Consider the following 26,666-nt stretch of genomic DNA (forward strand, 5'->3'; position numbering starts at 1 on the left):
CGAGAATTGTTTGAGTATATTGAGCATGTGTATAATGGCCAGAGAATCCATACGGCGATCGGCATGCCGCCCCGTATATTTGAGTCTGTAAAGTTGAACCAATGTGCCTAAACGAGTGTCCATTTTAAGGAGTCAGGTCCAGTGTACACATCTATACTGATGCAAATGGTAAAGCCTTAATGGTTGAAAGTGGACTCGTAGGTATTGGCAATACGTCGCCGGGTACTATTGACGGAGCGCAACTAAAGCTTGATGTCACCGGATATGCTGGGTTTAACGGTCTGCGTGTAGGGTTGGACGGTTCCAATGATATTTTAGCTGATTCCGCCAACGGTCTTACCATCACTTCAAAGAACGCCAGCGCAAAAATGCAATTCAAAACAGGCGGAACTTCTAATATCCGTATGACAATTGACTCAGGGGGAAACGTCGGAATAGGCCAGACAAATCCGGGGTCCAAGCTTGATGTTGCTGGTGCTCTTACTTTGGAACCTACAAATACTCCGGCCAATCCTGCGTCGAGCGCAGAAGGCAGGATTTACATTCGCAACAACAAGCTAATTATTCAGTACAATGATGCTGGAACCATCCGATACAAGTACCTTGCCCTTAACGGAACGGGGGTAACGTGGGTGCATACCACGACTGCGCCGTAATTTGTTCGTGACGGAATAGTTCCGGGGTGATGGCCGCTCTGGCCATCACCCTTTCAGAAGGGAAGCCGGTATGTCGAGAGACCCAGATTTCGGTCAACCAGATAAATTGTATTCCCAAAAATGTGAATGTCATCACCGCCCCTACTCGGCTGAAATTTCGCAACAAACGTACCTTGTGCGTCGAAAATGTGTACTTCAAGAACGCCTTGACCACCGAAGTCAACAACATCTCGCGTGTAAAGTCGCCCCTTAGTATCAATAGCCATTATGTTTGGGCTACCGCTTGTCCCAACTCTAAATTCGGTACTGCTTATCGTCACCAATGAGGTATCCACTACATGAATACACTGGCAAATGCCATCACCAACGAATACCGTTCTGCTGGCGCTTGCTACAATCTCCACGGCCGACTGCACCTGGACACTATCGACTATTCGCCCGGTGGAATCCTCTTTAGCAATGGTATGGCCGTTATTATAGATAACGTACAGATAATTGTTTGAATCAATCGCCAAATAAACGGGCTGGGTAACTGCCCAATGTCCAAGCGTTGTGCCGTCTGCCGCATATTTATTGATACCGTTCGACGAGACTGCATAAATCCTGCCACGTGAATCGACAGCTACGTCTGTGGGTGAATTCAAATCGCCCGAACCAATTACTCTTATGGAATCACCAGTCCTGTTGAAAACTCTTACAAAACTGTCACCGATGTAAACACCATAGAATAAAGAATCTGGCCCAATAGCAAATCGGTCTACCGGCTTCAATTGAGGAACGCTATCGATCAGTGCGATGTTGGTAACCACCTTAATGGTTGTGCCTCCGCTGAACTTTCCCGCATTGTCACCCTTGTCGATGGAAACCACCTTGTACTCATAGCTCTGGTCTTGAATCCCCGTGCTGTCTCTGTAAACCGTACCTCTGACCAACGTAGTCCCGTTGATCGGTGTCTGGCCGAAGCTTGAGTCAACATTCCGCCGATATACGTTGTACCCCTTGACCAATGCCGAATCCTCTTTGTTCCAGGTGAGCGTGACTATCTGCCTTGCGGTGTCATAACTAATCTTCAATCCCGTTGGTATTGGAATCCCTGTAAACGGCAGTACGATCGTATCAGCCAAGGTATCATTCTTTCCTGCCCTCACCGCCAGACTCGTATCCAGCACGCCATAGTTGTCCAGAACTGAGAGAATGCGCACGTTATAGCTGCCTTGCGCCATGTTTGCCAGCGTAAAATTACCCACTGAATCTTGCGGCTCTGTGAGGGTATTGGTTCCCATCACGATAATGAAGACTTTGCGGGCGTCATCGCCCGGTTGCAGGCGGATAACACCCCGCAAAGAACCAGGGGCTTTCAGGGTATCGGTGGGCGGATTGATCGTGGAGTCTTTGACTACTTTTATGGAGTCCTGGTATACAACTCCGCTATCGCCGGTGGCGAGTACGTTATAAGTGCCGGTGTTAAGTTTTGCGGCGTAGTTGCCGTTACTGTCGGTGATTGCGGAGTCAACGGTTGCGGCTGTCGCCAAAATTTTTCCCAATCCGCCGGTGCGCGGGTTGTAATTGACCGGGTAGAAGCGGACGGTAGCATGCGCAGCCGGCGTTCCGCCGGGGTTATACAGCATTGCTGAAACGCTCGGGTTCCCTACCTCTGTCCCACCCGCAATATTTTTCGTACAATGAAGGAAAATGAGAGAAGTTAGGACCACTAGAATTGCTGCTGCCAACAATAGTTTTTTCATATCTTATTCCTCTTTTTCTTCCGTTGACACCGGAAAACACTGGAAATTCACCGCGAACACCTGCGCCGGGTTCCGTTCGGCTTCTGCTATTGACAAAAGCCTGCCTCTGCACTCCGCGATCGCATCAACAGCTTGTTTATATGATTCCTTTGAGAGGCCGACTATGCAAGCAGTAACATTTCTTTCGTCCTTGTTATGCGAGTCCAAAGATTCAATCGCCAGATGTCCCAGATTTTTATGGAAATTCATTGCCGCGACCGATGTTACTTCGGGGCCTGTGCTGATAACGGGAGGGCTCTGCACGAAGTGCCCGCCTTTTTCCTTTATCAAGCCAAGTTCAAGGAGAAGCTGAAAGGATTTTCTCGCCTGGGATTCGGTGATCCGCGGCGTGACACGTTTTGCCAGTTTGGCAAAATCTTTTTTAAATCCTTTTTGCGTCACAATCTCGCGTATCACGGCGTTGTGCCAATTGCTCAAATACGAATAAAGCCGCTCGTCGATCTTGCCTGCGCTGGAATTTTTCCTCATCACCATCATCCTTGAGAAATACCGGTCTTTTTCCCTGTGCGTTTTGGCCTGGGTGAAATTCACCATGTTTTCGAAATAGTCGGATTCCTTGGGGCTGAGTTTGAAAAGGTCGCACAGCTTGAGGCACAGGGTCTGGTTGAGGTTTCTTTTTCCCTGCATCACGAGCCAGAGAAAGTTGGAGGTTGAAAGCCCGAGCTTGAACGCGGCAAAACGGTGGGAGAATGTATGGTTCAATTGCTTGTGTTCGTTGAACACGTCTTTAAGATATAGCCGATAATCGGTGTACTCATAAATATTGGTTTTTTTCATGGATAAATCCTTTTGAATATAACATACCAAAATGGGCGGGGGATGTCAATAGGGAAGAAAAAATATCGTGTTCATTTAGAACACAGTCTGCTGGCAAAGCCTTGTTAATTTGCGGTCTGTGATATCTTCAATCCTTTATTTATTTTTATCTTTCTTGGAAAATTCAATCTCTATCAAAAAAGGACAACCCATGCCTCCGCTCATTCTCGACGGCGCCTCCCTCGCAAAGTCAATCGAAGAATCCCTCAGGCCCCGCGTTGAAGCGGTTGCAAAGAAAACAGGCGCGGTCCCAATCCTGGCCACCATTCTGGTGGGCGCTGACCCGGCAAGTGCCACCTATGTAAAAATGAAGGGCAATGCCTGTTCGCGCGTGGGCATGCAATCGAAAAAGGTGGAGCTTCCCGAAGCGACGACCACCGAACAATTGCTTGCCGCGATCGACGGGCTTAATGCCGATAAAAACGTCCACGGCATCCTTCTGCAGCACCCGGTGCCGGGCCACATTGACGAGCGGCAATGCTTTGACCGCATCGCTCTCGGCAAGGACGTTGACGGCGTGACTTGCCTGGGTTTCGGCCGCATGGCAATGGGCGAGGCGGCCTACGGCAGCTGCACGCCCGCCGGCATCATGACCTTGCTCGAACATTACAAAATCCCGTTCGCGGGAAAGCACGCCGTGGTGGTGGGCAGGAGCCCGATTCTCGGCAAACCCATGGCCATGATGCTGCTCAACAAGCATGCAACGGTCACCATCTGCCATTCAAGAACGCAGGACCTGCCGGGTCTGGTGCGTCAGGCCGACATCGTGGTGGGCGCGGTGGGGAAACCGAAATTCATCAAGGCGGACTGGATAAAGGACGGCGCGGTGATCGTTGACGCCGGATACCATCCGGGCAAGGTGGGCGACGTTGACCTTGAGGGAGCAGCGCCGCGCTCAAGCGCCTACACGCCCGTTCCCGGCGGGGTGGGGCCGATGACGATCGCGACGCTCCTGCGGCAAACGGTAGAGGCCGCCGAAAAGGCCTGCGGTATCGGTAAATAAGATTGCCACAGAGACACAGTGGGCACAGAGAAAATTGTAGTTTGACAGCCGAGAAAAGTCTATTTCATAGCCGCAGCTATCAGCGGCCACCGGTCAGCAGCCAGTCAATCTGCAAGAAGTAAACCAATCTGAATGATTTGCTTTTTGTGACATAACCTCTGTCCCCCTGCCCCTTTCCCCGAATCAGGAAAAGGGGAGCGGAAGCAACCTGTCGTTTCCAATGTTTCACGATGGTAAGTAAACTCGTTAGATTCCTGTTCAGCTGTCGTCACAAGGGTGCGCCCAACAGAAGGTTCAGGCTTGCAGCTATTGGTACCTGGCCGCACCCAGGAGGGGGTAGCGGAGGACCGGCCGCGCTGGATTTCGGATACGATATCGTAGGAAATAATTTGGAGCGCGACCGGGCCGTAGCGAGGGGGAAACCTCCCCCAACCAGAATTTTTTTCAAAAATTAAATTCTTACCATCATCGCTAATTTTATCGCCTCATACAGCGACTTCACCAGCGGCGGCGCGTAAAACCGTTTGGCGTATTTCACGATATCGGCGTCGGGCTTCTTTTCCCGGTTGAACCACGAATACAAAAAGGGCCTTCCCGTGTCGCTCCTTCCGGTGCGCTCGTAAATGACGCGCCCGGTTTTGTCCCATATCTGCACGTGAAAGCTCGTTTTGGCCGTATAGGAAGTGGGCCGTTCATAGGAAGGGCCGTTGAACCTGTCGTGGCGCCAGCCCGTTGGCCGGATCGCCGCGTTCCTGATTTCGCAGGAATAGGGCACGGCGATGAAGTCGGCGCCGTGCTTTTTCGCCAGGGACTGCACGCGCAGCGAAATGTCGCGGAGGTTCGCCGTGTCCTTGTCGAGCAGGGAATAGCCGCCGCGCCTGAAATCAGAAAGGGAATCGAGCGTGTCCGGCTTGCTTTGGCACAATCTGAAATTCTGTGAGACCTCAAAGGAGAGCAGCGCATTCGCGGCCCGGATAAAAAAGGAATCGTTGAAAAGGGAATCGGGGATCGCCTTGGTGTTGTCCACGTAGAGGACATGGAGGGTGTCAAGCGGCAGGCACAGCACTGTTTTTCCTTTGTCAAGAAGAAGGCCGGCGCTGTCGTTTTCGTAGGTCGCCATTCGGCCCGCGCAGCCGGCCAGGCACAGGGCCGCAATCGGGACCAACAGGGACAGGTTCTTTTTCATATTCGTCCGGTTTGCAACTGGTGATGGTGGTATATTTATTTTATTGATATTCTATCTCCTAAAGATAGATTATCGTACGGTGCCGCAGGTAACCGTGATTTTCGCAGGACGCGGGTGGCGCGATGATGAACCATGCTTCATCGCCGGGAATCCCGGCCGCATCAGCCCGCCTTCTATTCAGATAGGAACCTTTACCAAAGGAGTGTGCCATGAACCGGCAGATATTGTTTTTTCTTGCGGCGGTGGCGGTGATCGTCATTATCATCGTCACGGTGGTCATGATGGGCCCGGGCAGGGTGGCGACGTCAAAGGAGCGGTCGGCGGCGAGCCTGGAAAATTCCGGCGTGTACGATTCTGCGATGTCGTCGTACGGCATGGCGCTCGTCGCAAAGACCGAGGGCAGGACCTTTCCCGATATTCCGAATAAAACCACGGCGGCAAACCTCAAGATATCGCAAATGAACCCACAGACCTGGGAGAAGCCCATTGCCGAAATCGTTGACTGGCTGAACGTGGACACAAAGGTGCCCGGCGAGGTGCAACAGCTTTTCGACGGGCTGGCGCGCTGCGAGCAGAAGGTCAACTACAAGAATTACATCTTTGAAATAAAAACGAACAAAGTGAAGCTCGACCAATATAAAATGGTCTGGCGGCAGATGTTCTGCCCCGAATCCACGCTGCAGGCCGGGCTTGTCGAAAAGGCGTTTTCGCAGAGTGCGGTCATCATGACGATCACCGGCAATGAAACGTATTCATACGATTTGAACTTTGTCAACACCGCAACGGGCAAGCGCATCAACGTGCCGGTGGATTTCGACAAGCCGGCGCCGTTTCTGATCAAGCCGGGATCGTACTGTCTTCTCATGAAGAGCAAGACCCTGTTCAAGCACGGGCTGCAGGCCGAACGGGACTGGACGTCCGGCACCGAGGCCGTTTCGTTTACCGTGCCCGATTCGGCGAACGTGATGTCGGCGATGTTGCGGACCGAGGTGGAAAGGAAGAAGGAAAAGGCTCCGCGCGGCGATTTGATGAAATAATTTTAAAATTTTTGGCGGGGGAAGTCTCCCCCTGGCCCCCGGCTTCCGCCGCCTTCTTGACAAAAACAAAAATCGGGAAGGCGGCGGCGATCCGGGGGCACACCCCCTCTTTGGCGCCGGTACTCGGTGGTTTGCAGGCAGACTTGGTGGCTGGCGAGACGGTGGCGGTTACTCGAGCTATTATTTTGTGGAAAAAGAAGAATATTATAGACAGCACAGATAAAGTTGAAATAAAGTACTCGTCTGGCTGACCACTTGAGAAAAAAAATAAAACCGGCAAAAGGTCTTCTGCCCGGCGTTAGGTAGGACTGGAGGCCGCTCTGGAGAGCGGTGCTGCCCGGCGCCCCGCGAGCACTGGATTAAGCCGAAAATGAAACTAAAAATGCAAATGTTGAAAAAGTCAAATAATGATTTAATTGACGCGCTTGAAAAAAAGGGGTTCAATCGCGTACTTGTAGAGCAATTACTTGAAAATATAAAAAAAATATCTTTTAGGAATATTCAACTAAAAATTGATGAGCCTGTCTTTTCAAAATATGGAATTTGGGATGCCTTCCTTGCCGATGATTTGATCTCGATGTCAAAACCAATTGTGGATATTCCACAACAACGATGGAATGCATTTAACAATATTGGTTTGAAAAAGGCTACAATTCTGGATGTATGCAACTTCTTTGGGGCAATAACTGAATTGATTTTTTTTATTTGGTAAGACAAAAAGAAGAGGATGAATTTTCGCGCCAGGTTGGACTGGAGGGTGAGCTCAAACGAATTGCCGGCCGACCCCTCGCCGCAGGCGACTTCGGGCGGACCGGCAACGAGGCGAACAGCCGAGCCCGAAAGGAGAACCGGTGCCGTGACCGGCAGGCGCCCAAATCATATTGATATTATTTTACTTTTAACTCAAATCCCGCCTGAATCGCAAAATACCCCTTCCCCCGGAACTGCGGATCCCGAAAGTACAGGCCAGCCATCACCGCGAGAAAATTCGATTCAAAGGTTTTCCATTCAGGCTGTATTATGGCCATGGCGCTCAGGCGGTCGGAGAACACCTTGGTGCCGAGCACTGAAAGGGTGTGGTAGTTGAGGCCGCTCATGACCATTTTGTTTATTTCAACCAGAGCATAGGCGTCGTCCTGCACGTCGACGTCTTCCGTTTTGTGAAGTGCCCAGGAGTGTATTTCAAGAAAATAACCCGAGCTTTTCATATCGAAATAGTTCGCGGTGACGCAGTCGACCGCGATGAAACGGCCGAGCTTTACTTTTATTTCGGGTGCGGCAGAGCACCACCAGCCGTTGACCGAGGCGGGATGAATGGCCTTGCGCGCGGAGTCGCCGTAATCGGAAGTTGCCGTCGCCATGGGATAATACCCGTATCCGAAAACATTGAACATGCCGTAGTAGCCGCCGCGCAGGGTGATGTCGAAAAAGGCGATGGGCTCCAGGGTGACGCGCAGGCCCAGGAAATCGTCCGCCGGCGTCCATTCGTTCGCGAGTCCCGCGTCGAGTTTGGTGGATTTCCAGAAAATGTTTTTGCTTTTAGACAGGGGCAGCCGGTACTGGGCCCGGGAATCGAGCAGCACCCCGAGGGGGTTGAGTGAAAATCCCAAGGATTGATAATAGATAAGGCCTTGAGTGGCAAATGTAGATGAGGCAAAAAGAAAAATAGGAGCTAGAAGGACGATACTATTATGTCTGGCTCTTTTCATCTGTTTACAAAAATATAATTAATGGAAAATAGAAAATTTGTTTCTTAAGACATGACCTCGCCCCGGCCCTTCGGGCCACCCCTCTCCGAATCGAAGAGGGAAAATGGTTTGTGTTTTTCATTTTCCCCAGGGCGTTGCCCCGGGCTACAGATATTTCGCCCCTGCGGGGCTCAGGAAACCCAACCAAAACATTTTCCAATCAATCAATTGGTAAGTTTCCATTTCTCAAAAACAGTCGCTTCAAGGGTGCGCCCAGCAGTAGGTTAGGGCTTGCAACGGGTGGTTCCCAGCTGCACCCAGGAGAGGGGAGTGCCGGGGAGGCCGAGGCCGGGGGAGATACTTCTCCCCCGTATTTCTTATTCATCTTCAAGCATTCTTCATAACTTTTTCCCCCACCAGAAACCTTTTTTTCATGCCATCTTTTATTTATTTTGTTAGGCCGCCACTGTTTTGTTTTTATCATACATTTTAACCGAGGAGCAGGAGTATGCATTACATCACCTGGTGTGCCCTTGGGGCAGGAGTTCTGGGAGTTCTTTATTCGCTTGTCACCGCGGGCTGGATCATGAAGCAGCCGAGCGGCTCCGACCGCATGAAGCAGATTTCCGAAGCGGTCCGCGAGGGCGCCACCGCGTTTCTCAACCGGGAATACCGCACCGTTGCCATGGTTGCCGTGGTCATTGTCGTCTTGTTGGGTATCATGGGTTGGAAAACAGGAAGCGGCGTCTGGATCGCCATCGGCTTTCTCATCGGCACGGTCGGCTCCGCGCTGGCCGGATATATCGGCATGATGGTGACCGTGCGCTCCAATGTGCGCACGGCCGAGGCCGCGAAGAACGGGCTGCAGAAGGCATTGTCCCTGGCTTTCAAGGGCGGGTCAGTGACGGGCCTTATGGTTGTCGGCCTCGGCCTTCTCGGCGTGACCGGCTTCTACATGGTGGCGAAACATTACGCGCCCGAATCCGCGTTTCATGCACTGGTCGGTCTCGGGTTCGGCTGCTCGCTTATGAGCGTGTTTGCGCGCATCGCGGGCGGCATTTACACCAAGGCCGCCGACGTGGGCGCCGATCTGGTAGGAAAAGTTGAAGCAGGAATACCCGAAGACGATCCGCGCAACCCGGCCGTGATCGCCGATAACGTGGGCGACAACGTGGGCGACTGCGCCGGAATGGCGGCCGACCTGTATGAAACCTATACGGTGACGATCGTCGCCGCTATCCTTCTTGCCAAGACGGTGTTCGGCGCGCAGAGCATGTGGGTGGAATTCCCTCTTCTCATAGGCGCCATTTCCATCGTTGCGTCGATCATCGGAACGTACTTTGTCAAGATGGGGAAGACGCAGTACATCATGGGAGCATTGTACAAGGGGCTCGCGGTCTCCGGTGTGCTTGCCGCGATCGCATTCTATTTCGTCTCCGTCCTTTTCATCAAGCAGCTCCCCGCGGGTGAGCAGGTTTTTTCGGCCCTGAATGTGTTCCTCATGGCTGTCATCGGCTTGGCGCTTACCGGCCTCATCGTCATGATCACGGAATATTTCACTTCGACGAGTTTCGGGCCGGTCAGGCATATTGCCAGCGCGAGCCAGACAGGCCACGCGACAAACATCATTGCCGGTCTTGCAGTGTCGATGAAGTCAACGGCGCTCCCGGCGCTCGTGATAAGCGCCTCGATCCTGGGCGCGTTCTGGCTCGGCCACGGTTTCCAGAACGCCGCGGCGGGTCTCTTTGCAATCGCCCTTTCCGCAGTCGCCATGCTTTCCATGACCGGTATCGTGGTGGCCATCGACTCCTACGGCCCGATCACCGACAATGCGGGCGGCATCGCCGAGATGGCCGAGTTGCCCGAGGCGGTACGCAACATCACCGACCCCCTCGACGCCGTGGGCAACACCACAAAGGCCGTCACAAAGGGGTATGCCATCGGCTCGGCGGCGCTTGCAGCGCTCGTGCTGTTCGCCGAGTTTTCCCGGTCGTTCGGTACCGCGATCTCGTTCGATCTCTCCGATCCGCGGGTGCTGGTCGGTCTCCTTATAGGCGGCTTGTTGCCGTTCTTTTTCGGCTCGCTGCTCATGGAGGCCGTGGGAACCGCCGCAGGCGGCGTTGTCGAGGAAGTCAGGCGCCAGTTCAAGGCGTTTCCCGGCATCATGGCGGGAACGCAGAAACCGCAATATGGAACCTGCGTTGACATCGTGACAAAAGGCGCGATCAAGCAGATGATGCTTCCCGCTCTTCTTCCCGTCGCGGTGCCCATTGCCGTCGGACTCATCCCGGGCCTGGGCAAAGAGGCGCTCGGCGGCGTGCTCATCGGCGCGATCGTGACCGGACTGTTCCTGGCCATCGCCATGACCAGCGGCGGCGGCGCATGGGACAATGCCAAGAAGTTCATCGAGAACGGCGCGTACGGCGGCAAGAAGTCAGACGCGCACAAGGCAGCGGTCACGGGCGACACCGTGGGCGACCCGTACAAAGACACGGCGGGCCCCGCCATCAACCCCATGATCAAGGTGGTGAACATCGTGGCGCTGCTCATTGTGCCGCTTATCAAGTAGGCCCTTTTTATTTGCAGTATAGTTTTTGATGAAGGACAGGCGGGGTGACAGTGTAAGTTTCCCCGCCTTTTTTATTGCTCTCAGGAAAGGTAAAATTCCCCGCAGCTCTGCTGCGGTTCTAAATTATTCTTAAATTTCTTGGCACCTTGAAGCTCTGCTTCGAGGTAGTTCATTTCGTCCACCTAGTTGAGGCGCTTTCTTTTCCCTGATTTTCTTAGTATATTTTTCTTATCCAACGATCATTCAAGAGTATTCATTTTATTTTTTTTATGAAAACTACCTATCGTTTTTCGATCATCATCCTCCTGTCACACTTTTATTTTATTTCCGCCTCTCCCGGCGATTCGATTCTCGGCAAATGGCAGAATCCCGAGGGCACGGCGTGTTTTGATTTCTACAAGGCCGGCAACGAATACCGCGCCAGGCAGCTCGGGCTTTCGCATCCCGATTTGATCGACACGCTCAATCCAGTGGATTCCCTCAAGTCAAGAAAAATGTACGGCGCGACCGTGCTGTCCGGGCTTGTGTTTAATGCAAAAAAGAACCGGTGGGAAAAAGGGACGGTGTATGATTGCGAAAACGGAAAGACCTACTCATGCCTTTGTACGATCACCGATAACGGGCAAAAACTGCGCATGCGGGGCTATCTGGGGATAAGCGTTTTGGGAATTACAAAAAACTGGGTGAGGCCCACGGTCGAGACCCGGCGAAAGATCGAGCGGATCGAGGCCGTGGCGAGAAAATAACATTGAACGATATAGCAAGCAGGTGTTCCATGAGAGTTCTCCAATTTCTTTTCGTTCTGTTTCTTCTTTCGATGGCCGGTTGCGTCAAGACGACCCAAAAGACCAAACTCATGGTCGTGACCACCTACCAGTACAATGACGTGTGGATCCTGGACTGCCTCTCAAAGCCCGAGGCGGACAGCATCATCAAGGTCGTTTCGGCCCAGACCGCGCAGCCGGTCCTCAAGATTTCCTATTCCGCAAGGGACCTCATGAAATTAAACAAAGACAGGAACTACAAGCTGTCCTGCAACCGCCTTGACGTCCTGACCGCGGAGCAGCGCGTGCCCCAGGCTGCATCGGGCACGGCCTATGAGGTGGAAAAGGCCAACGGGGTATGGGTGGTCAAGGGGACGTACAAATGGTCGCGGTAAGAACCTGGAATCAAGCATGAAAAAACTGGCCTTGCTGTCGGCCGCCGTTCTCCTCATCTCGTGCGCCAACACGTATTTCTGCAATTTCACCCTGCTCGACGTGCAGCGTCCCGCGGGTGCGGCCGAGAAGTGCGGTCCCGTTGCGATCGCCAGGGACCCCGATACGATGTCCATAAAGTACCGGTTCAGCGACAGCCTTTTCGACGCCGTGTTCTTCATCACCGAATACCAGTTTGAGTTCAACTTGAAAAATAAGACGGGGAAACCCGTTTCCATTCTCTGGGAGAAATCCGCGTATGTCAATCCCCGCGGCGAGCGCAAGCGGGTGATCCACCGCGGCGTCAGCTATGCGCAGAAGTCGGTGCAGCAGCAGCCGACCGTTGTCGCCAAGGGAGAGACGGTTTCGGAAATCATGCTGCCGTCCGAACATATCAACGTGTACCTGTACGGCAGCGGCGGCTGGTCGCTGTACCCGCTGTTCTCACAGGGCGACGTGGGGAAAAACGTGAGCGTCGTGCTGGCGTTCCAGATCGGCGGCGTCGTAAGCGAGTATGTGTTCACAATGAAGATAAACGCCATATAGTCATTTTGCCGGATAACCAGGATCGATTAAAATCGCGGCTTATCATTTCACTGGTATTTTTCCCTTTCCTTGTTTTCCCCTCATTTGCCAAGGTCACGATTGCGGCGGTGCTTCGAAGGGCGCTTAAAAAAATCTGCTGTTGCGGGATTGTCCGGGGCGATAACAATTGACAAGAGAGAGAATCAATTCCCTATTATCCAGTGGAACGGCTGGAGCGAACACTTCCCGCACGTGATCTTTACCATATATATCCCCGTGCCGAGTCCTCGCGTGTTGAGCGCCGCCCGGTCGCCTGAAACAATTTTTTTAATCAGCGCCCGTCCGCTCATGGCAAACAGCTCGACCGCATAGGTGTTTACAGAAGGAAATTTTAGGGAAATCCCGTCAGCCGACTGCCGCGCCCAAACGCGGCGGCCGAACGCCGCGGCCTGCGCCATCCTTTCCGAAATGGAAACAGTCGGCGCCCATTTGAACGTGAAGCTTGCCTTTGAGGGCACGAGGTAGGAAAACGACTGGCCGCCCCACACCACCCTGACGGTCTTGTCGGCAAGCGTGTCGTTGAACACGAGCAGCGCGATGGACTGGTCCGGGTTTACAAAGGCAACATTGAGGAGCTGGTTGTCGTAGGTTGACTGTATGCGGTACGCGCCGTTGGAGACGAACTTGGTGATGTGGCCGATGTCGTAGTAGTCGATGCGAAAGTCAAACGTGCCCTGTTTTGACGCGTCGTAGCGCCACACGCGCACCAGGCCCCGGCAGTCGCTGCAGCCGCCCACATGCGGCCCGTTCTGCTCGTCGGCGGCGATGGGCCATTTGACAAATGATCTTGAGAAATCGCGGATCACGGCGACCATTTTCCGCATGTCGGCCTCCTGCTGGGGCCGGCCGTCGGTGAACCCCGACCATTCGGTGAAGTAAACGTTATAGCCCTGGTCAAAAACTGTTGTCTGAAGCGAAGGGTCGCCGCCGTACCCATGAAACGCCACACCGCCGATGATGGGACTGTACTGGATCGCCGGGTCGTTCAAAAACGGCTGAACCAGGCTGAAGTGGTCCCAGTTGAAATCCAGAAGCAGGATCTTGGTGGTCAGCTTTGCGGCCGCGAACGCGGGCAGCCAGTAACTCGTGAGCATGGTGTGCATGGCGTCGCTGCCCATTATCGAAACCGACGGATAGTCGATGCTGTCGCAGCAGGACGGTTCATTGTTGAGCGTCACGTAATTAATGTGCACGCCCTCCGCATCGTATGCCTGGATGGTCTTGAGGTAATAGTTTACATGGTGCGGATAGCACGCGGGGAGGATCTCGCCCCCAACGAGGCTGTTGTTCGATTTCATCCATGCCGGCGGGCTCCAGGCGTTCATCTGCAGGGTGAGCGCGGGGTTAAGCGCCCGCGCCCTCTTGGTCAGGGGGAGCACGTCCCGCCGGTCGTGGTTGATGCTGAAATTGGGCAGCATTGAGTCGTATTTGTCGGCCGCGCTGTCGTCGTAGGTATACCGCTCGAGCGTGAGGTCGGACGAGCCCATGGGGTTGCGCAGGTAGCTCACCCCGATCCCCTTGACCGGGTCGAAGAGGGCGGTCATGAGGCTGTCGCGGAGTTCCGGTTTGACAACACTGTCCACCAGCCAGGCTGCGCCGTCGGTGAACGATGCGCCCGCGCCTTCCCATTGCTGGTATTTTATTTTCTCGTTCACCGAGAGGACCATGTCGGCGTGCTGCGTGTCCTGGCCGAACACGGCCGAATCGCAGGGTTCGAGCCCGCGCGCGACCCACGTCGACGTGGTCGTGGTGATCCAGGCCTTCACGGTTTCACCCGCGGCGAAACTCGGCGATGAATGCAAGGTCAGGATGATCAGCGTAAAAAACAGTATTAAACGTTGCATACCGCGAGGCCCCGGTAATTTCCATGAAATAGTGGTTTCGGCAAAGTAATGAAAATAGTGTTGGGAGAACGCAAAGCGGTAGCGTGATCTGTCATGCGCAGGGTGTCATCTGTCCCAAATGATTCTGGTCTGAAAGACATCTTTTACTCCTGATATCCGGAGCAGGTATGTTCCTTTGGCAAGCGAGCAAAGCGGCAGCGTGCAGAAATTGCCGGTGCAGTTGGCGACGACCGAGACGCGGCCGTCCAGCCCGTAAAGGCTGGCCGTACGGCGGTCAGGGGAGGGCATGGTGACCATGAGCGAGTGAGTAAGCCGCTGTACCGAATAGCCGGGGCGCGGCGCAGCGGTTTTTTTATCGCGGGCGGAGGCACCATTCGACCATTGGTACACCTTGACGTAATCAATCACCATCTGCTGGGGAAAAATGTTGTTGTCGATGGCGCCGCCCCAGTCGCCGCCGAGTGCGATGTTGAGGATGAAATAGAACCGCCGGTCGAACGGCCACGATTCCCAGCCGGAGTGCTCGTTGACATAGGTGAAATAGCACAGGGTGTCGAGGTAGCCGCGGATGGTGTCGGGCGTCCACTCCATGGCGTACACGTGGAACGCGGTCGCGAAGTCGTCGGCGCGCGTGGTGTCGGTCTTGGCCGTGCCGGCGCGCCAGTTGTACGTGAGGCTGTGCGCGGAAAAGTGGATCACGCTGGGGTCGTTGCCCACGTGTTCCATTATGTCAATTTCGCCGCTTTGGGGCCAGCCGCCGTAGGCATTGTCGGTGGGCATCATCCAGATGGCGGGCCAGGTGCCGCCGCCGTAGGGCAGCTTCGCGCGCACCTCGAAGCGGCCGTACAGCCAGTCGCCCTTGTTCATGGTGCGGATGCGCGCCGAGGTGTATTCGTTGTTCTGCCAGAAGTCCTGCCGCGCCTCGATGATAAGGGTGCCGTTTTCCACCCTGCAGTTTTCCGGCCGGTTTGCGGTGTAGTATTCCGCCTCGTTGTTGCCCCAGCCGCCGGCGCCCACCTGATAGCTCCATTTTGTCGAATCCGGAAGGCCGGAATAGGTGTCGAAGCTGTCGGCCCACACGAGCTTCCAGCCCTGGGCGCAAAGGGAAAGGGGGAGCATGAAAATAAAAGCGGCAAAACGGGAAATCGCCACGGCATCCATTCCTTTACTGATAAGAATTGGCAGAACGCTTCTGATCGGATGAGGACGGCGTGCGCGCCGTTCACCGCTGGACGACGACGCGTCCGGTGAGCGCGCCGAAGGCGCCGCGGACCGCCGCGCAATAGACGCCCGGGGAGAGCCTGCCCGCGTCGATCCTGAATGATGAGGCAGTCCCGCGTGCCGACAGCACCTTCTCGCCCCGCACCGAAACCAGTTCAAAATAATAGGTCTGACGGGAGGGGAGGTCGACAAAAACCGAGCCGCCCGACGTTTTCAGGGAGGCGGACGGACGTGCGGGGCTTGCGGCAGCCGGCAACACCGTTCCCACGTTCGGGTCCCATTGGTACACGCGGACATAGTCCACGATGAGGCTTTCCGGGAACACGGTGGTATTGTTGATATTGCCGTCGAAGTTGCCGCCAACGGCAAGGTCGAAGATGATGTAATACTGTTTGTCAATAGGAACGTCGGGATGCTGTGCTTTTACAAGCGTCACGAAATTGACGGTGTCAAAATACCAGCGTATCGAATCGGTGTTCCATTCGATCGCGTACGTATGGAAGTTGTCATGCACGTTGCCTGTGGGCATGGTATAGGTGCCGCCCACCTGGGAGTTGTTCGATGCCCAGTGGAAGGTGCCCGAGGTCCAGTTCGGAAGCCTGCCCTTGCCTTCCATTATGTCAATTTCTCCGCACACCGGCCACCCGCCGCCCACGCCGAGCATCCAGAACGCGGGCCACATGCCCTGGGTGAGGGGCAGGCGCATGCTCGCTTCGATGCGGCCGTACATGAATGTTTTCTTGTTCGAACTGTTAAATCTGCCGGAGGTGATGGTGCCGTTGTTTCTTGTTTCAATAATGAGATGGCCGTTTTTCACGAAAATGTTGGAGCCTGCCTGGTCGTGGCCTGCGGTGTATTGTTCCTGTTCGCCGTTGGGCGGGTTGTTTGTCGGATTCACCGTCCAGTTGCTTTCGTTGAGGGCCGTGCTGTCGAACTCATCGGACCAGAATAGTTTCCAACCTCCGGAAAAAGCATTTGATGACAGTAAAAAAAGGAACACAAATGTGAGTTGGACAAATGTTGTTGTTTTCAGGCGGTGAAGCGCCATTTTGTAAGCCCTCTCTATCCCCCCGGTTGTGTTGAAGCGATTAAATTATCTAAAACTTCTTTCTTGCTCATAATATAATGGTGCATGCGGCGTTTTGCTTGGAAAAAAATCTTCTTGTTAAAAATTTTTTATTGGACAGCAGGTTCGTATAAATAAGCATTTCCTAAAAATCTGCAACTGCAAGGATAAGAATTGCAATGCGGATATTTCAGTCCGTATTTTCAGTTATTTTGCAACTTTTGCTATAAATTCATTCATTGCATATGATAGAATAATATATATCGGGTGTGTTATGCTCTTCGCCGTCGGAAGGAACCCATGACCGCTCAACGCAGAATCATGGCCGCAATTATCCTCGCACTGGCCGCAACAAATTTACAACTGAATGCCTGCACCGTATTTTGTATTCAGAAGGGCGACCAGCCGGTGGTCGGAAGGAACTATGACTGGGGGTTCAACGAGTGCATCGTTTTCATCAATAAAAGCGGCTTGTCCAAGACCGCGTTTGCCTATTACGGCGAGGCGCCGGACAACCCGGCCCAATGGCTGTCCCGGTACGGCAGCGCGACGTTCTGCCAGTATGGACGCGAAAACGGGTTTGCTGGCATGAACGAGGCCGGATTGGTGGTGAACGGGCTGTACTTGAGCGAAGCGCAATACCCCGCTCCGGACGCGAGAAAATCGGTTTCCATGGATCAGTGGATCCAGTACCAGCTCGACAATTTCAGCACCGTGGACGAGGTCGTCGCGAGCGATAAAACCATCCGGATACGCCAGCCCTCTGGAGATTATTCCCGGGTGCATTTTTTCGTCACCGACAAGAGCGGGGCCACAGCGGTGATCGAGCACCTGAACGGCGTCATGGTGTGCCATACAGGCGCTGGCCTGCCCTATGCCGCGCTCACCAACGATACCTACGACAATTCCCTTGCTTACTTGAGCAAGGGACTGACCGATACGGCAAGCACCGGTTCACTTGACCGGTTCTTTCGCGCAGCGACTCTTTCGAAAAATTACGACACTGCCGTTGCAACCGGCACGTATGGGGAATACATTTTGTCAAGAACGGAGCAGGGATCTACCCAATACAGCGTTATCTTTGACCCAAAGGGCCTGTATGTGGTCTTTAAAAGCCAGTCCAACCAACAATTCCGCTATTTCAACCTTGCATCGTTCGACATGTCATGCCGCACGCCGGTAAAAATGTTGAATGTGGAGGCCGTGGCCTCCGGGGACGCGACCGCTGGTTTCACGGACTATTCCACGCAGGCGAACGAAACGCTCATCCTGGACGCATGGGAAAACCTCGGAATAACCGTGTACCAGCCGGCGCTCGATTTTTTCGCACAGTATCCGGAACAGTGTACATGTACCGATGCAGGCGTGGCCGGCGTAACGCGGAGCCTGCCGGCATGGAACTCATCCAGAGCAAGACTGTTCGATCTGCTGGGAAGGTTGCTGGGAACTGCAATCATCCGGTATCCCGCGCGGGCGGGGACAAAGGTGATGCTCCCGAAACAGTCATGCGCAGCGGCTGGAGTTATCATCCAAGGCAAATGACCGTAAAAAGGATTCGTATGAAACAGGTTGGCCCTGTTGTTGCCGCAATTTTTCTTGCAGTGAGCGTAGTAAGCGCCTTGCCGAATGATTCACTCTCTATGCCGCCCGCGCAATCCTTCACCCTGCTGCCGGAATATTACATGCAGTTCGACATGTCCGCTTTTGCTCTCCAGCGCGATGCATTTTTCCGGCGCCAATATCTCGCCGAGCCCCACCCGGACCTGGACTTTTATTTGTTTTCGTTTAAGAGCTTCATCGCGATGGCATGGGACGTGGATTTCCTGTTCGGGCTCGGCGAGGTGCCGGGTGACAACGTGTTTACCAACCTCAACGTATCGCTGGGCTACGGCCCAGACCTCGAACTGCGGCTCCGCAACGCATGGGTGACCGCCGGCCTCGAACACCGTTGTTTCCATGATATTGACAGAAAGGACTTCCCCATCGTCTGGTGGGACCGGCTGCACGCGGAGGCGTCGTCGCCCAACGCGCGCCTCAACACTTATTGGCGCACGCTCGTGGCCGACCGGGAATTTTCGTACAGAAACCGCGTCGCATGGCAGGCCGGGGCGGGATATTACCTCAAGGAACTGTTCGGCTGGGTCGATCCGTATAAAATTGACGGGAACGATCCTTTCATATGGGATGCGTCGGCAAAATGCCGGTACGCGTTCTACAAGCGCCGCAGCTGGATTTTTTCCATGCGCGGCGAGACAACGGTGGGCAATTTCAGCCGCCTGGACGGCTCCCATGTCGCGAACGGGACCAACTGGTTCTGGCGCGAGGCCGTGGGCGTCGAGGCCTTTTTCATCCGCGGCGCGCGCGGCGGCTGCGTCTACGCGCTCTATGATCTCGACGACATGCCGGTGCAGCCAAGCGACCCGCCGTTCACCCTGGGCGATTCGCGGTTTTCACGGAACGGACTTTTGCAGATAGGAATTACCGTTTTTAATTAGTCGTCATGTTCATTTCATCCCGTAATTTTGATGATTTTAATTTTAGCAAACCACGTTCAGCCTCGTTATATTAACTGGTATCAAGCTTATGTCGGTTGAAAGGAAATTATGAAAATTGTTGCTTCGATCGCTCTCGTTCCGCTTTTTCTTTTTCTGAATTGTTCCAATCCGCTGCAAAAAATACTTGACCAGTTCGACAGGACACCTGAGATCGACGCGTTCACCAAGGCGGTAAAGGTGAGCCTGCCGCTTGCCTACGCGGCGAACACCGCCATGGACGCGGTGAACGGGATTGTTCAACCGGGCGTCACCGTGGTGCGCACGCCGCCGAACCCTGATTCCTTTCCGTGCAACGCTATCGTGACCATCTCAGTAACCCCGGCGCATCCGCTGCCGGTGGGTCCCACCACGGTGAACGGCGCCATGGTGGTCGCGGCGCTGTGGAGCGACTCGAACGCGGCGGTGGGGTCGGTGTTCTTTACAAACACGAATATCAAGGACGGCACCTTCTCGCTCAAGAACGTCGCCCTCGTACCCATGGTGCGCGACACGTCAGGCACCATGGTGGTGTTCGCGTCCGAGGGCATCAACACCGATTCGGCCGAGACGTTCAACGCAACCGTCAAGCTCACGGATTCCGCGGTGAAGGTGCAGCTCGGCGGCGTGCCCACTACGCTTCCCACCGACAGCTCACTCGCCGTGAACCAGAAGGCATGGATCACCATTGCAAAGCTGCCCGCCGGCGGCGTTTTGGGACAGGAGACCTACACGCTGTACGGCGCGAGCCAGTATCTGGGTGTCAGCCCCTCAACCACGGATGTGGTCCAGGCCGTTATGCTCGCGGTAACGATGAAACCCTTCGCATGCCGCAGTAACCCTCTCGTCTCAACCCAGACCACGGGCTATGCCATGATCCTCGACCTTAAAGTGAATACGAATATCGAGATGGGAACCACGATACTGGGGTTCGGCAACGCATGCGATGGAAAAGGGATCATACGGCTCGCGACCGGCTGCTATATCATGAAGACCGGGTCGACCGTGGCGTTGAATTTGGATAAATAAAAAGATTTCTCGCAAAAGGACGCAAAGATCGCCCGAGAATAAGATTGCCACAGAGACACAGAGAAAAATAGGAGGCGAGAGTGAACGTCGAGGTGTTTGCAAAATACTGTCCTTTGTCAATTATTATCATGATAGGATTCTCTTCACTCTCCGCCCAACCCGACTCCGGCAACATCATCCACGCCGGCCAGGCCACCTATTATGCGGCCACGGGCGACGGCAACTGCATGTTCGGCCCGTCGCCCAATGATCTCATGGTGGTCGCCATGAACAATACGGAATACGACAGTGCCTCGGTATGCGGCGCTTCCATTCATGTCAAGGGACGCTTGGGTGAGGTGACGGTGCGCATCGTTGACCGGTGCCCCGAATGCCCGAAGGGCAACATCGACATGAGCCCGCAGGCGTTTGCGAAAATAGACGACACGATCCTCGGCCGCGTGCCGGTAACGTGGTGGTACGTTGAAACGCAGGTGACGGGCCCCATCCAATACCGCGTGAAGACGGGCAGCAACGCCTGGTGGATCGGCATCCAGATCCTCAATCATAGAACGCCAGTTGTCAAGGTCGAGGCGCTTTACAACGGCGCATGGGCGAACGTCCCCCGCACGGACTACAACTACTTCGTTGACACGAGCGGGCTCGGGCCCGGACCGTTCACCCTGCGTGTCACCGATTTTTACGGCCAGCAATTGGTGGACACCAATATTCCCCTTTCGCCCGACGCCATTACAAACGGACTGGCGAATTTTTCGAGTCATTCGGCGGTGATCGCCATGTCTTCCGGAATGAAAATAAATAAAAAGGATCGTGCATTTATTTCAATGAATTTAGGCGGCGGATTTGAAAAATTTCAGGCGGCGGACGTGTTTGATGTTTTTGCGGTGGATGGAAGTTTCGTCCACAGAACTAACGTGGACGGAATGAAAACATTACGTGCGGGGAAAAATACTGCAAGTGGGGTTTTTATTGTTAGGCCGGTCGACTTTGTAAAATATTAGCAACCCTTAGAAGATTATTAGCATTCATTCCACATAGCTAAAATAAAGAAGTATACTCCATATCGATTCATTTGAACCGCCGCTTCAAGGGTGCGCCCAGCGGAAGGTTCGGGTTTGCCCCCGGCCACACCCAGGAGAGGGGAGTGGGTGCAGATCACCGCCGCCGCATTGGTTTCTTTTTTAGCAAGGGGCGGCGGAAGCTGCACCCCGGGGGAGATACTTCTCCCCCGAATCATTTTTATTTTTAATTAAAATCTTGTAAAAACCTGCTCAATTCCCTTCCCGCCCTTCCATCGAGCCTTCGCCACAAAGCAGCCTTTGGCGATAATCTGAGGAACGACGACCGCACGGCCTGGCTGCATGGGAAGGGAAGCGCACAATCTCCCTCGTAAATCGAACACGTCAACGAATATTTCTTTTGCGTCTTTAACGCCCGGTCCGGCCAGCGAAAGCATGTCGCCGCCGCTGAGCACCAGCAGGATGGTGCGGGCCGTCACCATGGAGGCCGCCCCTAACCGCGTTGACATGACAGGAATCCCCATGCTCTCGATCGCCGCAAGCGCGTTGACCTTTCCAGCGCCCCAGCGCACATCCGGCGTGGTGATGTTCCCCGTGTATTTGTCCTTTGTTGCGGTGTTCTGCAGGGTTTGCACCACGGTCTGGGGGGTGAGGGTCTTGTCGGCCTCGAGCATGAGCGCGATGATGCCCGCCACGATCGGCGCGGACACCGAGGTACCCTGGGTCCACCCATAGCGGCCGCGCGTGTTGCTGTGGTCCGGCCACACGGCAGTCCGGCCCGTCTCCTCGGCTTGAGAGCTCATGGCACCCGTGATGATACGGCCGCCGGCGCAAATCTCGGGTTTTACCCTTCCGTCAACCGTGGGCCCGATGCTCGACCACGGTGCCCACTGGTACAGCGTGGTGTCGCCGATGCCGGTCACGGTGCCGTCATAAAGCGGCTGTACGGTTTTGCTGAAATAACTGCCCACCGAAATGATCGTCTTTGCCGTGCCGCCCACCTCGTCGATTGTGGTGATGGTGTCGCCGTCGGAAAATCCCGGCAGGCTCAACCCGCTGAAATTCTGTTTGTAGCAGTTCCACGCGTGGATGGTTTGGACGGTGGTTGACGCCAGGCGCACGCCGGGAACAAGGTTCATGCCGTTGGCATACATCGCAACCTCAATGTGCGGCTTGAGGTTGGCGGCATTGCGGCGCTCGACATAGGTGTAGAATATCATCGTGTCGGGGCCGGTCGCGCTATTGGGATATAACACCGTGTCTATGGATTGGAAGTTGACGCTGGTAGTGAGCACGCGGCCGCTTTTTTTATATGCCATTGTTGTGAGGTCGATGAAATAGATGGTGTCGGTGAACGCCTTGTTGGGCTCGCCCCAGATGTCTGCATAGGAATAGGCATAGTGATGGACATCGGTGGGGCTTAGGGAATCGATGATTATTTCAGGCCAGACCCATGTTCCTCCTGCCCCGCCCGCCGGGAGCGTGAATTTAATGTGCGCCTTTAAGTTCCCATCGTTGCCCGCGGCGCCCACGATGATGTGGCCTGCGCCTGAGAGCTGGTCGATGGTTTGGTCCATGAGCGACGTGCCGTCGTGAGGCCCTTCCTGGATGCCGATGCTCATGTTCACCACGCACGGCATGGCAAGGGAATCGGCGATCGAAAAAACCCACTTGAGCCCGTCGATGAAATTTGCAACGCTGTTGCCGTATTTCACCGCGATGATGCCGGCCTGTGGCGCTGCACCCCAGAACGGGTGGGTGGTATCGGAGCCTGCGCCGCAACTCGCGACAATTGTGCCATGTCCCGACTCTTGCGTGCCGAACAAGGTGTCCTGGTCGATTTCCTTCTGCATTTTAACGAGCCCGTAGCCGTACGGTTTGGGTGGAATCCCCGATGTATCGGTCTGGTCCCACATCGCAATGAAACGAGTGTGGCCCAGCGAATCGAGGAAATCAGGGTGATGGGGCTCGAACCCCGTATCAAGAAAACCGATGAGCACGCCTTTGCCCGTGAAATGTTTGGTTAGATAGTTGGGTGCCCTGCCCTGCACTTCATTGATATGCGCCTGGTTCCGCGCCGAATCCATGGTGGGGTAGAATTTCGTGCGGTTGTCCACGAACAGGATGCCGTCAACCGCGGTGAGGTACGGTGCCGTGCTTTCGCAACCTTCGAGGGTGATGACGTCGCCGATGCGCGATATCAACCGCCAGCCGGCTGCCGTGAGGCCCGATTCGGAAAATGAGGCGTCCACCAAGGCCGCAACGCGGATGGTTTTTTTGCATCCGGACTTTTGTACGTCCTGTACTGCGGCGCGAAGGTTTTCTTTTGTCGGATACTTCGGGTGTTTTTGAAGCTCGAACGTACCGAGATAGGGTCCAAAATTTCTGCAAAAAGCGGGATTGAACGAGGCCAGGATCATAAAACAGATAATTAACAGGCACGTCCGGTAAATCATGGTAATCTCCACCCAGTCCTTCAATGTATTAATAATATTATAGCACTTGTGGGCGGGATTTGCCAAAAAATGTTTATAAGAATGTTGAAGGGCAAGTCTGCCTTTGACCCACCGGCTTCCGCCCGCGCCTTGAATATGATGCAAAAAAAATGCCTGCGCGGCGGCGATCCGACTTCATCCCGCCCCCTCAATGGGAGAGGGGGAAAATATGGAGTGAAAATTATTATTGGTGGCTGGTGATCCAATCTTGGGAGCACGAGCTTTTACACGGTCAGAAAAATATTGTAGCTCTTTAGGATGCCTGAAATATTTATACTTTACAACTGCTGTTTGCGGGCGCGCCCAACGGATGCGAGAATTTTGCAACGGTGGTACCCGGCTGCACCGAGGAGGGGCAGCCAGAGACCCTGCAGGCCGGAGGCTGAGGTGGCTCGATCGAGGGGGAGCTTCCCCCACCAGATTGTATTTTATCACTAATGAAATATAAGAAGATTAAACAAGCCTGGTTTGTTTACATTCTGGAGTGCGGGGACGGCACGTTCTACACCGGGATCACCAATAATCTGGAAGGCCGGATCAGGGCTCACCGATCGGGCAGGGGGGCGAAATATACGCGGGGCAGGCTGCCGCTGAAATTGGTCTGTTCGATATCCTGCAGGAACAAAAGCACGGCGCTTAAAAAAGAATACGCTGTAAAACGGCATTCGAAGAAGGACAAGCTGGCAATGATCAGAACATCATCAAGTGTGCAGGAGGATGAATTTTAATACACTATTGCGGCTTTTTTAACGCGATAATCGCCTGCTTCAAAGTCACAACCTCCTCTAAGAGCATTGCGACCTTCTGCTCCACGACGGAAAGCCTGTCGTTCAGGGGAAGCCCCGTAGCAGGAGCGGCGGCCTGCGGCACGGCTGCAACAGCCTCGGACGGACCCGGCTGCGCCGCCGCATCACCCGAAAAGAGGTGCGCGTAACGCTGTTCTTTTCTTCCCGGCTGCTTAGGCAGCTTGACAATGAGGGGGCCGTTCTCCCAGTTCATGAGTTTCTGGATCGTCGTCTCCAGTTCGGCAGGATCTTTGAACGAATACATCCTGCCCGTGACGCCGCGCAGCTCCCCGCCGGTGAGCGGGCCGCGGAGCATGAGCGCGGTGAGAACGGCAAGCTCGGGCCGCATCTGGTTGGTGGCGACGGTGCGGCCATTCACGATGCTGTCCTGGTGCGTTGCGCCCGTCTCACCCTTTATGGCTGAAAGCCTGGCGGGAAGGCTGTGTTCGTACTTGGGGACCCTGCCGCCGGCGGTTGACATCTGCCACGCCAGATCCTTCGAGCGAAGCGTCGTGAGCGTGGCGCTCACCTCCTCCTCGGAAAGCGACATCACCGGGTCGCGGTTGTTTTTCTGGTTGCACGCCAGCACCAGCGCATTGAGCGAGAGGGGGTAGTATTCGGGCGTGGTGAGTTCCTTTTCGACAAGCGACCCGAGCACGCGCGCTTCGACGGGGGAGAGGGTGATGTCCATGGGACGGTGTCCTTTCTTTAATTGGATAACTACAAATAGCAAAAATAAATATTCGCCAGTGAATTTAAAAAAAATGTCGGGGGAAGTCCAGCCTGTCTCACAAACTACTTAAATAATCATGGCGCCTGCCGGTCACGGCACCGGCAACTTTTCCGCCCTTCCTGTTGGGCGGGTTGATCCTTCCGGTCTCGCCTTCGGCTCGGGCAACTTGGCCCCTTTATGCTTGACGGCGAGGGCCGGGCAGCACCGCGCTTTGGCGACGGCCTCCGGGTCGCCCCTGGCGCGGCGGCGGAGTTCCTGTTAGTCAATAACTATTGGCGGCGCCAATCGGGCTTAACCTTCTTTCCAAATTATTTGTTTTAAGGTTATTAAAAAAGTAATGTTACTTAACAACTGCTCACCGCGGGTGCGCCCAACAGAAGGTTGAATCTCGCGACTATCAGTACCCGGCCGCACCCAGGAGGGGGTTGCGGGAGACCGGCCGCGCAATTTCGGGAAAGAAAATATTACAGAACATTGGGAAGCGCGGACGGACTGGAGTGAGGGGGAATCGTCCCCCACAATATGTTTTTAACTATATTAATAAAAAGAATAGATTCCATCACCTCAACACAAAGGACCGCCAATGAAGAGGTTTTATTATCTCTCGTCCATCACGATCATCGTACTGTTTTCTCTTGCTTTTTCTGCCAAGGACAAACCAGCCGAAGGCGTGATTCTCAAGGCCGACTACGGCGCAAAGCAACAGTGGACCTACACCATTTCATATACATCGCAGGGTAATTTCAGGCAGAAATCCGCGAACACCGCAAAGTCCACGGAAATCAAATGCCTCTTGGTCGCGTCGAAAAAGGACGCGAAGAAACTGTCCCTTAAGGCCGACAGCGTGTCGATCAAGTCCGACATTTACAAGGAGGATCTGCAAAAAGAAATCACCGAAAAGCTGCAGAAGTCCGATTATTCCCTTTCCCTCGCCAACGGATTTCCTTCCATAGACACTTCCAAGGAAATTCCGGCGGGCAACTACCTCGAGTGGGACCTGTACCGGCAGCTCGCGAAGCTCCTGCCCTCGCTCCCAGCAAAGCCGTTGAAGCCCGGTTTCACATGGGAGCGAACCGACGTGTTTCCCATGAACAGCCCGCGCGGCAGGGTGTCGTGCGAGGTCTACCGCAACTACACCTTCAACGTGCTCGCCGGCGATTCGGCCATGATAAGCTGGAAATTCCGGTACGCGGGAAGCGGAAAGGCCGACAGCTCGGCGCTCAGCAATGTTCCCGTGTTCGGCACCGGCAACGGCACCGCGGTGCTCGACGTGAAAAACGGCAGCATCATCACCGCCGAGATGAATTTCACCACGCCCGTGGCCATGGTCGGCGACGTAAGTGTGGTGTGGCATGAGAACGCGGTGATAAAACTGGTGGACGTGAAATAGTTTTTCCTAGGA

At 54.4% G+C, this 26,666-nt stretch carries 23 protein-coding genes; 14 read left to right on the forward strand and 9 right to left on the reverse strand.

Going from position 1 to position 26,666, the window contains the following annotated elements; genetic code table 11:
- The first annotated feature begins 179 nt into the window (after positions 1–179).
- Entirely contained in the window at positions 180–656 is a 477-nt protein-coding gene (locus VLX68_17480) for a hypothetical protein (protein HUI94034.1), read from the forward strand.
- 53 nt (positions 657–709) lie between these two features.
- Here VLX68_17480 and VLX68_17485 read toward each other — a convergent pair whose 3' ends face one another.
- Together VLX68_17485 and VLX68_17490 are read right to left on the reverse strand one after the other, a co-directional pair.
- The gene (locus tag VLX68_17485) at positions 710–2,401 is read right to left on the reverse strand and encodes a hypothetical protein (protein ID HUI94035.1); all 1,692 of its coding nucleotides are present in this window, start codon (positions 2,399–2,401) and stop codon (positions 710–712) included.
- A gap of 3 nt (positions 2,402–2,404) precedes the next feature.
- Positions 2,405–3,238 (reverse strand): TIGR02147 family protein, encoded by an 834-nt coding sequence (locus VLX68_17490; protein ID HUI94036.1) that lies wholly within the window; start codon positions 3,236–3,238, stop codon positions 2,405–2,407.
- Between the two features lie 190 nt (positions 3,239–3,428).
- Between VLX68_17490 and folD the strand changes: the two genes are divergently transcribed.
- Positions 3,429–4,280, forward strand: a complete 852-nt coding sequence (gene folD / locus VLX68_17495; protein HUI94037.1) for a bifunctional methylenetetrahydrofolate dehydrogenase/methenyltetrahydrofolate cyclohydrolase FolD — start codon at positions 3,429–3,431, stop codon at positions 4,278–4,280.
- A gap of 451 nt (positions 4,281–4,731) precedes the next feature.
- On the opposite strand, the gene VLX68_17500 is transcribed toward folD, so the two are convergent.
- Positions 4,732–5,466, reverse strand: coding sequence for a hypothetical protein (locus tag VLX68_17500; protein HUI94038.1), 735 nt, complete (start codon positions 5,464–5,466; stop codon positions 4,732–4,734).
- A gap of 209 nt (positions 5,467–5,675) precedes the next feature.
- On the opposite strand from VLX68_17500, the gene VLX68_17505 reads away from it, so the two are divergent.
- Together VLX68_17505 and VLX68_17510 are read left to right on the forward strand one after the other, a co-directional pair.
- Positions 5,676–6,503 carry a hypothetical protein gene (locus VLX68_17505; protein HUI94039.1) on the forward strand — a complete coding sequence of 276 codons (828 nt, stop codon included), beginning with the start codon at positions 5,676–5,678 and terminating at the stop codon, positions 6,501–6,503.
- A gap of 370 nt (positions 6,504–6,873) precedes the next feature.
- Positions 6,874–7,215 carry a hypothetical protein gene (locus tag VLX68_17510; GenBank protein ID HUI94040.1) on the forward strand — a complete coding sequence of 114 codons (342 nt, stop codon included), beginning with the start codon at positions 6,874–6,876 and terminating at the stop codon, positions 7,213–7,215.
- Positions 7,216–7,390: 175 nt separating this feature from the next.
- Here VLX68_17510 and VLX68_17515 read toward each other — a convergent pair whose 3' ends face one another.
- Positions 7,391–8,113 (reverse strand): hypothetical protein, encoded by a 723-nt coding sequence (locus VLX68_17515; protein ID HUI94041.1) that lies wholly within the window; start codon positions 8,111–8,113, stop codon positions 7,391–7,393.
- Between the two features lie 586 nt (positions 8,114–8,699).
- Between VLX68_17515 and VLX68_17520 the strand changes: the two genes are divergently transcribed.
- The 4 genes from VLX68_17520 to VLX68_17535 all read left to right on the forward strand — a co-directional run bounded on the left by VLX68_17520 (position 8,700) and on the right by VLX68_17535 (position 12,502).
- Complete coding sequence (locus VLX68_17520) at positions 8,700–10,760, forward strand: sodium-translocating pyrophosphatase (GenBank protein HUI94042.1); 2,061 nt, start codon at positions 8,700–8,702, stop codon at positions 10,758–10,760.
- A gap of 269 nt (positions 10,761–11,029) precedes the next feature.
- Positions 11,030–11,506, forward strand: a complete 477-nt coding sequence (locus tag VLX68_17525) for a DUF2147 domain-containing protein (GenBank protein HUI94043.1) — start codon at positions 11,030–11,032, stop codon at positions 11,504–11,506.
- A 29-nt stretch (positions 11,507–11,535) separates the two neighbouring features.
- Positions 11,536–11,919 (forward strand): hypothetical protein, encoded by a 384-nt coding sequence (locus VLX68_17530; protein HUI94044.1) that lies wholly within the window; start codon positions 11,536–11,538, stop codon positions 11,917–11,919.
- A gap of 16 nt (positions 11,920–11,935) precedes the next feature.
- Positions 11,936–12,502 carry a hypothetical protein gene (locus VLX68_17535; GenBank protein ID HUI94045.1) on the forward strand — a complete coding sequence of 189 codons (567 nt, stop codon included), beginning with the start codon at positions 11,936–11,938 and terminating at the stop codon, positions 12,500–12,502.
- 182 nt (positions 12,503–12,684) lie between these two features.
- Here VLX68_17535 and VLX68_17540 read toward each other — a convergent pair whose 3' ends face one another.
- The 3 genes from VLX68_17540 to VLX68_17550 form a co-directional block, all read right to left on the reverse strand.
- Positions 12,685–14,385 carry a glycoside hydrolase family 30 beta sandwich domain-containing protein gene (locus VLX68_17540; GenBank protein HUI94046.1) on the reverse strand — a complete coding sequence of 567 codons (1,701 nt, stop codon included), beginning with the start codon at positions 14,383–14,385 and terminating at the stop codon, positions 12,685–12,687.
- A gap of 105 nt (positions 14,386–14,490) precedes the next feature.
- A complete protein-coding gene (locus tag VLX68_17545) occupies positions 14,491–15,537 on the reverse strand; it encodes a glycoside hydrolase family 16 protein (GenBank protein HUI94047.1) in 1,047 nt (348 codons plus the stop codon).
- 70 nt (positions 15,538–15,607) lie between these two features.
- Positions 15,608–16,654, reverse strand: coding sequence for a glycoside hydrolase family 16 protein (locus tag VLX68_17550; protein ID HUI94048.1), 1,047 nt, complete (start codon positions 16,652–16,654; stop codon positions 15,608–15,610).
- Positions 16,655–16,972: 318 nt separating this feature from the next.
- Between VLX68_17550 and VLX68_17555 the strand changes: the two genes are divergently transcribed.
- From VLX68_17555 to VLX68_17570, 4 genes are all read left to right on the forward strand, one after another.
- Positions 16,973–18,214 (forward strand): linear amide C-N hydrolase, encoded by a 1,242-nt coding sequence (locus tag VLX68_17555; protein ID HUI94049.1) that lies wholly within the window; start codon positions 16,973–16,975, stop codon positions 18,212–18,214.
- Between the two features lie 17 nt (positions 18,215–18,231).
- Positions 18,232–19,167 carry a hypothetical protein gene (locus VLX68_17560; GenBank protein HUI94050.1) on the forward strand — a complete coding sequence of 312 codons (936 nt, stop codon included), beginning with the start codon at positions 18,232–18,234 and terminating at the stop codon, positions 19,165–19,167.
- 108 nt (positions 19,168–19,275) lie between these two features.
- Complete coding sequence (locus VLX68_17565; GenBank protein ID HUI94051.1) at positions 19,276–20,232, forward strand: hypothetical protein; 957 nt, start codon at positions 19,276–19,278, stop codon at positions 20,230–20,232.
- 80 nt (positions 20,233–20,312) lie between these two features.
- Positions 20,313–21,233 (forward strand): expansin EXLX1 family cellulose-binding protein, encoded by a 921-nt coding sequence (locus tag VLX68_17570; protein ID HUI94052.1) that lies wholly within the window; start codon positions 20,313–20,315, stop codon positions 21,231–21,233.
- 248 nt (positions 21,234–21,481) lie between these two features.
- On the opposite strand, the gene VLX68_17575 is transcribed toward VLX68_17570, so the two are convergent.
- Positions 21,482–23,707, reverse strand: coding sequence for a S8 family serine peptidase (locus VLX68_17575; GenBank protein ID HUI94053.1), 2,226 nt, complete (start codon positions 23,705–23,707; stop codon positions 21,482–21,484).
- Between the two features lie 476 nt (positions 23,708–24,183).
- Between VLX68_17575 and VLX68_17580 the strand changes: the two genes are divergently transcribed.
- Positions 24,184–24,474, forward strand: coding sequence for a GIY-YIG nuclease family protein (locus tag VLX68_17580; protein HUI94054.1), 291 nt, complete (start codon positions 24,184–24,186; stop codon positions 24,472–24,474).
- 4 nt (positions 24,475–24,478) lie between these two features.
- Here the strand turns inward: VLX68_17580 and VLX68_17585 are convergent, their stop codons facing one another.
- A complete protein-coding gene (locus VLX68_17585) occupies positions 24,479–25,222 on the reverse strand; it encodes a YceH family protein (GenBank protein HUI94055.1) in 744 nt (247 codons plus the stop codon).
- A 625-nt stretch (positions 25,223–25,847) separates the two neighbouring features.
- On the opposite strand from VLX68_17585, the gene VLX68_17590 reads away from it, so the two are divergent.
- Entirely contained in the window at positions 25,848–26,654 is an 807-nt protein-coding gene (locus tag VLX68_17590; protein ID HUI94056.1) for a hypothetical protein, read from the forward strand.
- The last annotated feature ends 12 nt before the right edge of the window (positions 26,655–26,666 follow it).

The sequence above is a fragment of the Chitinivibrionales bacterium genome (assembly GCA_035516255.1).
Taxonomy (GTDB): domain Bacteria; phylum Fibrobacterota; class Chitinivibrionia; order Chitinivibrionales; family FEN-1185; genus FEN-1185.